General features: G+C 47.5%; 17 protein-coding genes and 1 pseudogene. 14 read left to right on the forward strand and 4 right to left on the reverse strand.

Annotated elements, in window-relative coordinates; translation table 11 throughout:
• Positions 1-878 precede the first annotated feature (878 nt).
• Entirely contained in the window at positions 879-1,103 is a 225-nt protein-coding gene (locus ABIC79_RS13575; protein WP_354567773.1) for an antitermination protein Q, read from the forward strand.
• Between the two features lie 140 nt (positions 1,104-1,243).
• Here the strand turns inward: ABIC79_RS13575 and ABIC79_RS13580 are convergent, their stop codons facing one another.
• The gene (locus ABIC79_RS13580; protein WP_166861103.1) at positions 1,244-1,585 is read right to left on the reverse strand and encodes a hypothetical protein; all 342 of its coding nucleotides are present in this window, start codon (positions 1,583-1,585) and stop codon (positions 1,244-1,246) included.
• A gap of 504 nt (positions 1,586-2,089) precedes the next feature.
• Between ABIC79_RS13580 and ABIC79_RS13585 the strand changes: the two genes are divergently transcribed.
• The 3 genes from ABIC79_RS13585 to ABIC79_RS13595 are packed head-to-tail and all read left to right on the forward strand — an operon-like array spanning position 2,090 to position 3,331.
• Complete coding sequence (locus ABIC79_RS13585) at positions 2,090-2,296, forward strand: class II holin family protein (protein WP_041689160.1); 207 nt, start codon at positions 2,090-2,092, stop codon at positions 2,294-2,296.
• A complete protein-coding gene (locus tag ABIC79_RS13590; RefSeq protein ID WP_013577791.1) occupies positions 2,296-2,835 on the forward strand; it encodes a lysozyme in 540 nt (179 codons plus the stop codon). The genes ABIC79_RS13585 and ABIC79_RS13590 overlap by 1 nt, the downstream gene beginning before the upstream one ends.
• Positions 2,828-3,331 (forward strand): lysis protein, encoded by a 504-nt coding sequence (locus tag ABIC79_RS13595; RefSeq protein WP_354567445.1) that lies wholly within the window; start codon positions 2,828-2,830, stop codon positions 3,329-3,331. The genes ABIC79_RS13590 and ABIC79_RS13595 overlap by 8 nt, the downstream gene beginning before the upstream one ends.
• On the opposite strand, the gene ABIC79_RS13600 is transcribed toward ABIC79_RS13595, so the two are convergent.
• Positions 3,328-3,621 carry a hypothetical protein gene (locus tag ABIC79_RS13600; RefSeq protein ID WP_112151565.1) on the reverse strand — a complete coding sequence of 98 codons (294 nt, stop codon included), beginning with the start codon at positions 3,619-3,621 and terminating at the stop codon, positions 3,328-3,330. The two genes, ABIC79_RS13595 and ABIC79_RS13600, sit on opposite strands and share 4 nt — an antisense overlap.
• Before the next feature lie 497 nt (positions 3,622-4,118).
• Between ABIC79_RS13600 and ABIC79_RS13605 the strand changes: the two genes are divergently transcribed.
• The 5 genes and pseudogenes from ABIC79_RS13605 to ABIC79_RS13625 all read left to right on the forward strand — a co-directional run bounded on the left by ABIC79_RS13605 (position 4,119) and on the right by ABIC79_RS13625 (position 9,014).
• A complete protein-coding gene (locus ABIC79_RS13605; RefSeq protein ID WP_014416520.1) occupies positions 4,119-4,628 on the forward strand; it encodes a DUF1441 family protein in 510 nt (169 codons plus the stop codon).
• Positions 4,618-6,507, forward strand: a pseudogene (locus ABIC79_RS13610) (phage terminase large subunit family protein); the annotation flags it as partial. The gene ABIC79_RS13605 and the pseudogene ABIC79_RS13610, both read left to right, overlap by 11 nt.
• A 20-nt stretch (positions 6,508-6,527) precedes the next feature.
• Entirely contained in the window at positions 6,528-7,895 is a 1,368-nt protein-coding gene (locus ABIC79_RS13615; protein WP_354567448.1) for a tyrosine-type recombinase/integrase, read from the forward strand.
• A gap of 1 nt (position 7,896) precedes the next feature.
• Entirely contained in the window at positions 7,897-8,133 is a 237-nt protein-coding gene (locus ABIC79_RS13620) for a helix-turn-helix transcriptional regulator (RefSeq protein WP_354567450.1), read from the forward strand.
• A gap of 14 nt (positions 8,134-8,147) precedes the next feature.
• Complete coding sequence (locus ABIC79_RS13625; protein WP_354567452.1) at positions 8,148-9,014, forward strand: DUF2971 domain-containing protein; 867 nt, start codon at positions 8,148-8,150, stop codon at positions 9,012-9,014.
• 174 nt (positions 9,015-9,188) lie between these two features.
• On the opposite strand, the gene ABIC79_RS13630 is transcribed toward ABIC79_RS13625, so the two are convergent.
• On the reverse strand, positions 9,189-9,380 hold the full coding sequence (locus tag ABIC79_RS13630; RefSeq protein ID WP_354567454.1) for a toxin-antitoxin system HicB family antitoxin: 192 nt from the start codon (positions 9,378-9,380) through the stop codon (positions 9,189-9,191).
• 133 nt (positions 9,381-9,513) lie between these two features.
• On the opposite strand from ABIC79_RS13630, the gene ABIC79_RS13635 reads away from it, so the two are divergent.
• Genes ABIC79_RS13635 through ABIC79_RS13655 form a run of 5 tightly spaced genes read left to right on the forward strand, consistent with a single transcriptional unit; the run spans position 9,514 to position 11,892 of the window.
• Entirely contained in the window at positions 9,514-9,702 is a 189-nt protein-coding gene (locus ABIC79_RS13635; protein WP_354567456.1) for a host cell division inhibitor Icd-like protein, read from the forward strand.
• Positions 9,695-9,883, forward strand: a complete 189-nt coding sequence (locus tag ABIC79_RS13640) for a hypothetical protein (protein WP_354567458.1) — start codon at positions 9,695-9,697, stop codon at positions 9,881-9,883. Before ABIC79_RS13635 ends, ABIC79_RS13640 begins: the two co-directional genes overlap by 8 nt.
• A complete protein-coding gene (locus ABIC79_RS13645; RefSeq protein ID WP_354567460.1) occupies positions 9,876-10,181 on the forward strand; it encodes a hypothetical protein in 306 nt (101 codons plus the stop codon). The genes ABIC79_RS13640 and ABIC79_RS13645 overlap by 8 nt, the downstream gene beginning before the upstream one ends.
• Positions 10,178-10,516: a hypothetical protein gene (locus tag ABIC79_RS13650; protein WP_354567462.1), complete on the forward strand. Its 339-nt coding sequence runs from the start codon at positions 10,178-10,180 to the stop codon at positions 10,514-10,516. Before ABIC79_RS13645 ends, ABIC79_RS13650 begins: the two co-directional genes overlap by 4 nt.
• A complete protein-coding gene (locus tag ABIC79_RS13655) occupies positions 10,513-11,892 on the forward strand; it encodes a helicase RepA family protein (protein ID WP_354567464.1) in 1,380 nt (459 codons plus the stop codon). The genes ABIC79_RS13650 and ABIC79_RS13655 overlap by 4 nt, the downstream gene beginning before the upstream one ends.
• Positions 11,893-12,088: 196 nt before the next feature.
• Here ABIC79_RS13655 and ABIC79_RS13660 read toward each other — a convergent pair whose 3' ends face one another.
• A complete protein-coding gene (locus ABIC79_RS13660) occupies positions 12,089-12,802 on the reverse strand; it encodes a HEPN domain-containing protein (RefSeq protein ID WP_354567466.1) in 714 nt (237 codons plus the stop codon).
• Positions 12,803-12,842: the final 40 nt, after the last annotated feature.

The raw sequence follows: 12,842 nt of genomic DNA on the forward strand, positions 1-12,842 counted from the left end.
TCTGAATTTGCGGCGGCCTGGAGAAAGGGTAATTCTGATAGTGAAGGATCCGACATTACTAAGTGAGCGTTGTATCTAATCCTGGGGGCAGGTCACCTCAATTCGGTTGTAAGGACACCTACGGCGATAGGAGGTTATCGATTGGCAAACGCGGCCACAGAGAGAAGTGGCAAAGAACTCCAGCCTCGAGTCAGCGTAGTTTTCTCTTTTTGTGCTGTATGTTATTTTTATGTCGTTGCGGTGGATCTCACCTAAGCGGTGGGGCAAATCAGCTAGCGAAGTAAGTTTGGCACAGTGTAAGCGAACCATGGTTTGGCTGGCTAAAGGTTCACCGGGAGGCACCCGGCACCGCAGCACATAATAAACACTGCTTTCCAGTCTGCGAAGATGGGATCACCCGGAGTGTCTGGAAAGCACATTCGCATGAGCACTGAAACGATCCTCATCGATAAGTCGTTTGTAGCTTGGTAGGCCAATGCTCAGCCGAATTTTAGCAAAAGCCAATGTTCGGCTTTTCGTATTTTAAGATTTAAGACTTTTCAGATGTAAAAAACCTCACTTACAGCGCAGGCAATAAGTGAGGTTGCCCAAATAAGGCCAACATAAACACCAACATCACAACACATGGTAATAAGTTTTTTTTAACAATTAAAATATTTTTTAAGTCAAATTAAGTTGATCTTCTTTGTTCAGAAATAGAACAAGGATAATTAAATTTTGTACCAATGCTGTGTCTGACCAAGTCTTAACGTCATAAATATAGCCACAGAAGATGTGGCTAAAGATACTTAGGCTGCGCTTATGCGTGGCCTTTTTTATGCCCTCGATTCGTGGAGGACAATAACAGCGATAAGGGGTTTATCAATGTCTGAGCCGGTATCAGCCAGCAGGATAGAACGATAGCGGTCGGCATACTGACCCAGTACGCCAAACAGCAGGCTCCGAAGCATATCGGTAAAGTCGCAGGGAGACGCATGGCTGAATGCCTACGCATTATGGCAAAAATGGCGTTTGAAGATTATGCGCGGTCGGCGGCGGCCACTTCTGATATTTTGTCCGAACTTGGCGTAATTTATCTAAATCATAGGCGTTTCTGTAGATGAGCACCTAGAAAAGCTTTGAGAGCCCTGCAAAAATGCGGGGCTTTTTCGTTTCTGCACATCAGGTAAGAGCATCGGCTTGGTAAGCTGGGACATTTCCGGCCAGTCAAAGGGGTTAATGCCCTTACCGAAAAGCTTTACCCTTATTCCTGGCTAGTATCAATAATCGCTGAGCCAGAATAAACAGGAGGAGTACAGCCTTTCAGTTCGCCATACTCAACATTGCATTCAGAGTAACCACTACCTCTCTTGATGACTATTTCACCGTCATAATTTGATGAGCATGAGCCAACCTGTCCGCTATTAATCTCGCATAAAGACACCTTTCCATCGCTTCTGAGTAGAGGGGCATTTTTCGTTGATGGATATGGCTGGCAATCGGAGAGATTGCCGACGTTGATACTGCACTGCAAGAGTTCCGCAAGTCCTGAAAAACTGGTGAACATGCCGGTGAGCATTAAGACAACGAAGATTTTATTTTTCATATACATGTCCTTATTGAGTAGTGCCGTCACTATAAAACACTTTCTAGAAGCTGCCGATTCGCAGCCTTTTTTATACCCTAAATTCGGGTGTGAGGACACTCGCAGCGATAAAGGTTTATTAATGTCCGAGCAGGTATCACCACGTTCGCTGATTCCTGGGGCTGGATCACAATGTTGTATTTTATTGGTCTAAAAATGGTTAAATTCGCAAATATTGTTAAATGTCATCAGGATTAATCTGAGATGATGAATTCGCCCCTTCAAGAGCTAAGCCATTAAGAGTGCCGGAGATAAGCGCCGGGTGGGGCAGGCATTACATCTTTAATTACAGAAGTTATTTGAACCCGCCAATGTGCGGGTTTTTGCTTTTTTGAGGCTGCCAATTTGGTGGCCTTTTCTCGTTTTGGCGGCCAGTCAATCAGCTAACCACTCATCCTTTCGCAAACGGACTGAGCCGCTAAACCCCTCACTACTACGCACCCAACCGGACAACCGGAGGGGGAGATTATGAGAATGGACAAATTGACTACAGGCATTGCGTACGGAGCCTCTGCCGGTAGCGTCCTGAACGGCCTGTTGAATGCATTTAGTCCGGATCAGTGGAACGCTATAGGTGTGCTGGCAGGTATAGCTGTTGCACTCCTCACATACCTGACAAACCTTTATTTCAAAATTAAAGAAGACCGGCGCAAAGCACTCAGAGGTGAATGATGGCAACTCAGCCTGGTATCAAAAGCAAACTCAGCAAAGCTGTAATTGCTCTGATTATTTCTGGTGCCGGTGCTTCAGCGATCCTCGGCCAGTTTCTTGATGAAAAGGAAGGTAATCGCCTGACTGCTTATCAAGATGGCGTGGGGGTCTGGACTATTTGCCGCGGCGCAACCCGTGTTGATGGCCGTCTTGTTTACAAGGGAATGAAGCTCACAGCAGCGAAATGCGCCCAGGTAAATAAGCTGGAGTCAGATAAGGCGATTGCCTGGGTAAAGGGAAACGTCACCGTCCCGCTGACGCAGCCACAAATTGCCGGAATCGCTTCATTTTGCCCTTACAACATCGGTCCGGCGAAATGCTTTACTTCGACGTTCTACCGCAAACTTAATACTGGTGATAAACGCGGTGCCTGCTCGGAGATAAAACGCTGGGTGAGGGACGGTGGCAAGGATTGCAATATACGTGCGAATAATTGCTTCGGTCAGGTGCAACGACGTGATCAGGAAAGCGAACTGACGTGCTGGGGGTTGGATGAATAACAATTTATTGATTGTGCTGGCCTTCTTCGCTGGCGCTGCCCTTACCTGGTGGATTGAGGGAATACGCTGGGATGCTGACGTTTCCAAACTTAATGGAGCCCACACCGCAGAGCTGAAGAGACAAAGCGATCAGGCAGTGATTGACCTGACCAACCAGAAGAAGCGTACAGAAGCGGCACAGATTGCGTTGGCGGCGCTGGATGCGAAACACACGAAGGAAATGGCAGATGAGCAAACTAAGAATGAAAAGTTGCGCGCTGATGTCGCTGCTGGTACTCGCCGGGTGCGAATCGCCGCAGCAAACCTTGCTACCTGCAAACTCATCGGGAACGGCACTTCCGGCACCAGCAGCTTGGGCGATGCAGTACAAATCGACTTCACTCCTGCAGGTGGACAGACTGTTCTCGATCTCAGAGCAAGCATTATCAAAGACAACGAAGTAATAGAGTATCTTCAAGGCTACATCGAGTATTTAGCCAAACAAAGTACACCTTAATGGTCTGAGGTAACCCCATCAATATGAACTGAATGGGATGAATGTTGTGCCATTTTTACAATCTCCCACTCGCTCAGGCTGTATGGCACTGCTTTCTGAATCGCTACAAAATGGCCCTTGTCATGGTTGGCTATATATCCGTCGATGACTGGCGTAAGCATGCAGTTTAGGGGGACTTCAAAGTTAGACTTAATCCATATCAAGAACTTTAAATCCCCCTCGGCCGTAACTTTCAATATTTGCAGGTTATCAGGCGTTAGAAAGATTCCATCTACCACTTTCCATTCCATCTTTTCTACTCTATTGGCATTGTCATCTAACAATAGAGCACAAAATGGTAATTTACTTTAAAAACTTAAAGAAACTTGAGGTAGGTCGAAAGACTTTTTTCAGTCTCAGATAGTCATCAGCAGATTTGCTGGTGGCTTTTTTATTGGAGCATTTATGCAGGTCACTATCGATGGCATCCCGTATGCGCCTGTATGCAATTCGAGTTGAATTGTGACTCAGAAGGTAATCTAGCCATCTAGAGTATGGTTTCAAATGAAATAGTTAGCAAAGAAAGGTACTCCCAATAGGGGGCCTTGCCACGAGGCGGCGGACTCGCGGAAAACGGCTAGTTTTCGTATTTCTATGCTGTCAGCAGCACGTCTATTATCTCCTTGTTATATATAATAAAAAATGAAATTCAGGTGACAAAAGTTCAATTCCCCTGTCATCTGACCAGTTTATAACCCTCTGAGTTAACGAAATAAATCGTGACTTCACCTGACAGCGTGAGGTGTCAATGTCCAATATCAGCAATCTGGGGGACGCCTACAACTGGAGCGTAGCGAAGATTGCTGAGGCTTTTGGGTTGAACCGTGGAACGGTAAGAAAGCGGCTGCTCGATGCTAATACACCAATCGCCGGCACGGTGAAAGGCAACCCTGTTTACGCCCTTAAAGACGTGGGGCCAATTCTCTTCGGCACGAATGAACCTGACGATCCTGATGAACTTCAGAACCCCAACAAAATGGGGCCGAAGGATCGTAAGGATTGGTACCAGTCTGAAAACGAGCGCATCAAGTTAGAGGAGTCGCTCAAACAGTTGCTTCCCGCATCTGAGGCACACCGTGAGATGGCATTGTTGGTAAAGGCTATCTCTCAGGTGCTCGATACCTGGCCGGATAAATTGGAGCGCGACCGTGGCTGGCGTCCAGAACAAATAGCCGAAGCGCAGACAGTCATTGATGAAATGCGTGAAGTGTTGGCAGAAGAAGTTGCGGCAGTTGAGGACGGTGAAAATGTTAATTAACGGCTATGCGTCAGCAAGTGCACTGCGCCGTGATGTGGCTACATTACTGAAGCCACCAAGACGAATGCCCGTGGCGGAGGCGGTCTCCAAGTTTATGCGAGTGCCCATGGGAGCCGGGAGTTCCTTACCGTGGGATGCAACGCTCACACCCTACATTATAGAGCCGATGAATTGTCTCGCTTCTAGGGATTATGACGCAGTGGTGTTTGTTGGCCCCGCGCGAACCGGTAAAACGATTGGTCTTATTGATGGGTGGATAGTGTATGCCATTGTCTGTGATCCAGCAGACTTCCTGTTGATACAGATGACGGAAGAAAAGGCGAGGGAGCATTCAAAAAAGAGGCTGGATAGAACCTTTCGCGTCAGCAAGGAGGTGGCCAGTCGCATGAGTCCGCGCACAAACGATAATAACGTCCACGATAAGACCTTCAGAGCGGGCAACTACCTTAAAATAGGCTGGCCCTCGATCAACATCATGTCATCCTCTGACTACCGATTTGTTGCACTGACTGATTATGACCGTTGGCCGGATGATATTGATGGTGAGGGGGACGGGTTCACGCTGGCCTCAAAACGCACCACGACATTTATGTCATCCGGTATGACGTTGGTGGAGAGTTCACCAGGCCGTGAAGTCACTGACACAAAATGGCGGCGGAGTTCCCTGCATGAGGCGCCCCCCACAACAGGCATTCTTTCTTTATATAACCGAGGCGACCGTCGCCGTTGGTATTGGCCGTGCCCGCACTGCGGCGAATATTTTCAGCCATCGAAAGATGTGGTGCAGGGCTATCAGAATATTGTCGATCCGGTGATTGCCAGCGAGGCGGCATTCATTGAATGTCCACATTGCCGCGGAAAAGTCACAGCAGACCAGAAGCGCGCTCTTAATCAGAAAGGTGTCTGGCTGCGCGACGGTGAGAAGATTGACCGTCATGGTGTGATTACGGGTACCGCGAGACGTTCCCGCATTGCTTCTTTCTGGATGGAAGGCCCCGCAGCGGCATATCAGACCCTGTCCCAACTGGTCTATAAGCTGCTTTCTGCCCAGCAGGATTATGAGGCCAACGGCAGTGAAGAAACCCTCAAAGCGGTGATCAACACTGACTGGGGGCTGCCTTATATTCCACAGTCCAGCGTCGAGCAGCGGAAATCCGAAACGCTCATGGCGCGCGCCACCGTGGTGACCAAGCGTACGGTACCCGACGGCGTGCGTTTTCTGGTGGCGACCGTTGACGTGCAGGGCGGGCGCAACCGGCGCTTTGTTGTACAGGTGATTGGTTATGGCGCGCACGGCGAGCGGTGGATTGTCGACCGGTACAACATTAAACAGTCGATGCGCACGGGGCCGAACGGCGAAAGTCTGCCAGTTGACCCCGCAGGCTATCTGGAAGACTGGAACCTGCTGCGCACCGACGTGCTGGATAAGGAGTGGCCACTCAACAGCAATCCGGGTGTTTCCCTGCCCGTGCTGGCGATGGCCGTGGACTCCGGCGGTGAAGACGGGGTGACCGGTAATGCCTATGAGTTCTGGCGACAATGTCGCCGCGATGGCGTTCACAAGCGCGTTTATCTCTTCAAAGGCGACAGCACGACCCGCAGCAAGCTGATCACCAAGTCATTGCCGGACAATACCGACCGTCCTAACCGCCGGGCGGAGGCCCGCGGCGACGTGCCGCTCTACCTGCTGCAGACCAATATGCTCAAAGACCGGATCAGTAACGCACTTCAGCGCGATACGCCGGGGGCTAACTATGTTCACTTTCCTGACTGGCTGGGGGAGTGGTTCTATGACGAACTGACCTATGAAGGAAGGGGCGCTGACGGCAAATGGACGAAGCCAGGGAAGGGGGCGAACGAAGCGTTCGATTTCATAATACCCACATTCGGCGGGATTAGATGATCTACGCATACATCATTCATCGTATTGTTTTTAAAGATATAGTTGGCAATGTGGTGTTCGGTGGCATTCGTTATGCTTCTCCCGATTTCAGTGACTGTGTATTGCAATGTGTATTGCAGTTGGGGTGTGAAATGGCTTCTAAAGACAAATTAAGTGACAAAAAACTCAAGTCACTTTTGGGTAAGGCAAAAGAGCAGCAAAGTCTGATTGCCGATGGAAACGGATTATCAGTGAGGGTGAGTAAAAACGGCGTCATAAGTTTTGTTTTTTTCTTTCGGCTAGGTGGCCGCGAATCCTCTCCAGTCTGGATGACGTTGGGACGTTACCCAGACATGTCATTGGCAATGGCGAGAGAAAAACGTGATCAATGCAGGCGCTGGCTTGCTGATGGCCGCGATCCGCGGGTACAGAATCGTATTTCTATTGAGCAGACACTAAATCCTGTGACTGTCAAAGATGCCCTCATGTATTGGGTAGAAAACTACGCGAAAGATCACAGGGTGCCGGAATGCGGTCATCTCTGGCGCTTTGAAAAACATATTTTTCCCTTCATCGGACACATTCCCTTGAGTGATTGTTTAGCTCCTGAGTGGATATCCTGCTTCGACAGGATTAAGAAAAAATCTCCGGTCGTTTCTGGTCACACATTTGCGGACTGCAAGCAAGCATTGCGTTTTTGCAGGATGAGACAGTATGCAAACTCAACGGCCTTAGACAGCTTGCGAAAAGTTGATATGGGGAGTGCGCCGCAAAAGCGTGACAGGGTCCTTACACCCGAAGAACTTAAGGATGTATGGACTCATCTCACCATAAAAGACCAGTGGCCTTTTGCTTCCGTATATATGAAAAGTCTTATGCTGTTATGCCTCGTGTTCGGTTGTCGACAAAGGGAAGTAAGAGAGTCGACTTGGGAAGACTGGGATTTAGAAAACTGGTTATGGAGGGTGCCAAAGGGGAAAAGTAAAAACAAAATCGAAATAGTAAGACCGGTTCCTGCTGAGTTAAGGGATTGGATTACCAACCTTCACATTGTTAACAAGGATAAGGGTTATATCCTTGGGAAGAAGGTATATCAGACAAGCGCAAGCGCCCATGCTCAGGAAACATGCCAACGATTAGGTCACTTCCACTGGACTCTTCATGATTTCAGAAGAACGTTAGCTACCCGTCTAAACGACATGGGCGTCGATTTTTACGTCGTAGAACAACTCCTCGGCCACACAATGCCCGGTGTCATGGGAATTTATAACCGCAGCCAATATCTGGATAAAAAGCTGGATGCATTAAACATGTGGATCACCTATCTAAACTGTTTAGCTGGTGTCCATGAGAACGTAACTGTTGTGACAAGAAAGGCGGTTTAATATGAACACAAATATGATCAAAGAAGTGACTACAGAAGAACTCTTATCAATGCCAGGTATCGACCGCATGATCCGTGAGAAAGAATGTCGTATGCTTAGTGGACTCTCCAATACAACCCGCTGGGAACTGGAAAAAGAGAGTCGTTTCCCTAAGCGGGTTAAGATCGGTGTAACCGCTATGGGGTGGCGATTATCTGAAGTTCAGGCGTGGATCCGCGGCGAATGGAGTGTATCTTAAATATAGGGGGATGTATGAGCTCAGAAATAATCTGCCATTACACTAATCTAGCTGGTTTTAAAGGAATAATTAATTCAGAAGGATTTTGGGCGACACAGCTTTCTTTCTTAAATGACAAGAGTGAATTAGAGCATGGATTAAAGTGTGCAATAAAGGCCCTTGACTATTTTGGGGATGATGAACTTTATAATGGATGGAAAATTGATTTCGAATTTGCAGTTGAAGAATTAAGAACTTATGAAATGAATAACTTATTTGTCATTTGCTTTTGTCGACATAAAGATTTACTGAGCCAATGGAGAGGGTATGGCGGATCACAGCAAGGTGTCTCGATAGTTTTTGATGAGGATCTGTTACTAGAAATGCTGAGGCGTAATGCTGCCTCAGGAGAATCAAGTTCAGGCTTTTTGGAGATTCATCTAGATAAGTATTCAGTAGGTGCAAAGGATGTGACTTATAAAGAAATTGAAGAAACGTTGACAATTAAAAGTCAAATCATCGAGTATTGGAAAAGTTATGGTGATTTTAAAGAAAGTCTTGATGAGGATGATAACTCTGGCAATGAAAGTAATTATTTAAAGTGGCTGGTAAAAAGCATCACTCCATTCTTTAAGCATAAAGGATTCGAAGAGGAAGGTGAATTTAGATTTTTAATCAGGAATTATATGGAGTTAGGTTCTGTTTCATTCCGTGATAACGGAATGTTAATTATCCCTTATATGGAAATAATCAATCTTGGTCAGTTGCCGATTAAAGAGGTTATTATTGGCCCCAGTGAGGACTTTGAATCAGCACATAGAAGCCTAAAAATTTTTCTTGATGCCAAAGGATATTCATCAGTGAAAATTAGTAAATCAGAGATCCCCTTTAGAGGCCAATAATTCTAAAAAGTAATAATCTGATTAAACTGTTTTGGGTAATGCAAATAAATTTTTACTCTTTCATCATTTAGAGGGTATGCGACTTTGCCGCACACCCCAATCTCCCAGGTTTTCGGGAGATCTCCAATCCCCGAAAAACTCTGCTGATACCTGATTGGCCGAGAAACTGGCTGATCAGCCTTTTGGTTCGATCCCCTGCCGCACTAACTCTGCTCGGGCTAACCCCTTCAGCCAATTACCCAGGCTTACTCCCTCGCGGCTGGCCGCTTCATTCAACTGCAGTCGCAGTTCTGGGGTAATGCGGATTTGGAAAGTAGGTGATAGACCTTCGCCTTTGGGAGTTTTATCTCTCTTGATAGTTGACATGTACGTACGTAACCTCATAGTATGGATTTTGTTATGTACGTACGTTATCACGGCGTATTTACAAAAAGCAACGCCCCGGGCTGTTCGAGCAGTACCGAGGCGTCTCACCAAACCGTTAATCGGAGTAACAGTTATGGCTGATATGCAGTCTACCCAAACTCACCCTAAATTCACATGGCGTTTTCTGGCTCTCAACGCCAGCACTTGCAATGTGATTCACATCACCGCCACTACCGAACGTGAAGCCCGTGATCAGTCACCGGCTGGCTGCGTGATGGTCTTTGCTGGCCGCCTGCCTGTTCAGGGGGTATCTCATGCCTAATTTGAAATGGTCAGATATCGATATCGAAGAAGAACTGCTGCTGATTGAAACCCTTCTGGCGGCGTCTCTCTACATGAACGACGCCAACGAGATTGAGCACGACATAGCAATCAGCCTTATTGACAGAGTTTTGCTGCGTGTCCGTGATCTGAAAAAAGCCAGTGAGGTGCGTCATGCGTGATATCTACCATGCTGTCGTGGGTAGCTCTGACCTACTCAAAGACCTTTCCCAAGAAGCGCTGACTGATTACAAAAACAACTGTGGGGACGCTGCATCAGGAATAGTTTTCGCACTTACCACCCTGGGCTGCTTGTCCATGGAAGCTTGTGATAGTGACGAATATTCAGATGAAGAATGCCGAAGAGACATGATGGGTTTAAGTAGCGCTTTGAAGCACTTGCCACGATTGATGCAGGCTCTTGATCAGAACCGTGAGAACGCCGATTACGAATTAAAACGCCGGGGAGGAACCAAATGATCAGCCCAATCAAATTTAACGAGCTGGAAAAACGTGTTGCCGCCCTTGAGCTGGCGCTTGCGGCAATGTCCCGGAAGGATGCCTGCCCAGAAGGTATGGCCCCGCTCACCGCCATGGCGGCTGAGATGGGCATATCCACCAAGAAGGCTGAGGAACTGGCAAGAAACAGCGGGGTGCTGATTGTCCGTCATGGCGCCAGCTATGCGGTGCATGAAGCTAAATTCCGCGAGGCGGCGCTGATCATCATCAAAGGTGCAAAACGCCAGTGCCGCAGCAAGTACTGGTATCACCCGCTGATCGGTAAATTCACTATGTCAGCGAGGCCAAAGCCATGAGTCATGTGCTGAAAGAGAAAGTGAACCAATGGCCTGATCCGCTCTTTTCCTGCGTTTATCTCTGGGTGAATGGTCATCCGGTGAAAAAAGAGTTAGCTGCTGCTGCGATACTCCAGACAGACCCAAAAACCCCCCTCGGCGAGTTGGCGATCAAAATGCGGTCGATGGTGATTGGCAAGGAGGATCCAGGCTGGCTTGTTGAATCTGGTTATCAGTCATCAAAGGAACCAGATAAAGCACAGCAGAAACGAAAATCAGTGGTATTGGAATTTATCGGAGACGACGAGTTAACAGCTGCACTTTCCGATAGTGGCCGAATCAATAAGCTGTTCCCTCCGGAGGCACCAGCAATAAAGCGTACACGCTTGCCTCTCAGCATCGGTTCATCCGGATTCGATGCGCGGCAGGACTATGTGATTAAGCATATGCTCCCTGCACAGTCATTGTGCAGCATATACGGCCCCAGCGGTTCGTATAAAAGCTTCCTGGCTGTTTCATGGGCCTGCCATATAGCTGCTGGTGCTTCATGGTCTGGTAAGAAGGTTGAGCGCGGCGCTGTGCTTTATGTGGTAGGTGAGGGCGGTGTAGGCGTTCCCCGCCGTATTAAAGCGTGGGAGCAGGTACATGGCCAGGAGGTTGATAATCTCTGGCTGGTTAACCGTCCTGTCTTCCCGGTCCGTGAATCAGAGGTATCAGAGGTCATTCTGGCAGCCAGGCAGATTACAGCGGAGTGCGCTATGCCTGTGCGGCTGGTGGTGATCGACACGCTGGCGCGTTGCTTTGGCGGTAATGATGAAAACGATGCTCGTGATATGGGGGCATTTATCGAGGGCTGTGACGTTATCAAGCAGAAAACAGGCGCAACAGTGCTGGTGGTTCATCACTCCGGTAAGGATGAGACTAAGGGGGCGCGTGGTTCGAGTTCGTTCCGGGCAGCGCTTGATGCTGAGTTCAATGTGAAGCGAGAAGGAGAAGGGCAGGCGCTAATCCTGTCATGCACCAAGATGAAGGATGCCGAGGAGCCCGAACGTAAAGCCTATGACCTTCGCACCGCCGAATTGTACACGGATGAAGACGGGGAAATGGTGTGCTCGCTGGTGGTTCGCGATGTACCGCGTGAGGCTAAAGAGGTTGATCCTGAACTGGCTGGGGTGGAGAAACTCACCGATAACCATATGGCGCTGTGGCAGGCAATAAGAAGCCGAATCGCGCGGGGTGAACCCTGTAACAGGGCGATTATTCGCGACGATCTGAAAGCCACTGGCATTAACACCAAGCATTTTACGCGCTGGCTCCAGAAACTGATTGATGATGGACTGGTTATTCAGGATGGCGATTTGCTGACAGTGAAATCCTTACGGGAAGTGGATAACTAAGTGGGGCGCAGGTGGGGGATGTGGGGAGCAGGCCCCCCAATTCCCCACTTTGCGCCCATATACACGGACTAAGTGGGGAAAACTGTTTAAACCCGCGTCATTGCTGGCTTTTCGGGCTATTAATCAAAACGAGGGTGGGGAGCAAGTGGGCAGTGTGGAAAGTGGGGAGCAAGTGGGTTCTTATGCTCCCAATAAATCATTTAAGTCTGATAAAAGCGCCCAAAAATTCCAAGCTTTCTGGATGTAATTCTTGTGTTGGAGATGCCCAGCGAATTGAACGAGCGATTTTTATAGTGCTTTTCTTATTTTTGCCAAAAAAGAAATTCTTCCACGCTAATAAATTGCCCTGCCCATGCTGGTTATCTTTTAATCTTTTCTCAAGATATCCGCCTATTAGATTGAACTTATGTGGAGGAAGCTCGTTTGAAAGTTTTATTGCTTTAAGTTCTAGTTCAAGAGCGTTTATTGTCTCACCATCTGGTTTTTTGAATTCATAATCAAGTGTTTTGCAGTATCTTCTAATTTCCCATATGGTTCTATCCAGTGTGATTAACTCCATGCCTTGTGTGTACATAGTTTTTTGAAAATATCGGTTAATTCCTTGTTCGTCTATATATTTTATGAAGGCGATGGTTTTTTCACTTAAATCAAGATTTAAATAAGGGATTCTATTTATAATTTTTATCCCTTCTTGAAGATCATGACCAATTCCTTTTGTAGATGTTGTGTTAAATAGAAGTATGCACTTTATATATTTTTCAATTGCTTGCTGCGACATCCATAAGAATTGGAATGGAAGGTTATTCTTGAAGCATAACCTTGCAGCCAAATAATCTTGATCTGCCATATCTCTAAATGATCGCCTGGCAACATCATTGAGTAATTTTTTTTGCTTCGAATCGAGGTTCATCGCATTCCCTTCATTAGATAATTATGAGTAAAAGATACTT

The organism is Rahnella sp. 2050, assembly GCF_040544515.1.
Lineage (GTDB): Bacteria > Pseudomonadota > Gammaproteobacteria > Enterobacterales > Enterobacteriaceae > Rahnella > Rahnella aceris.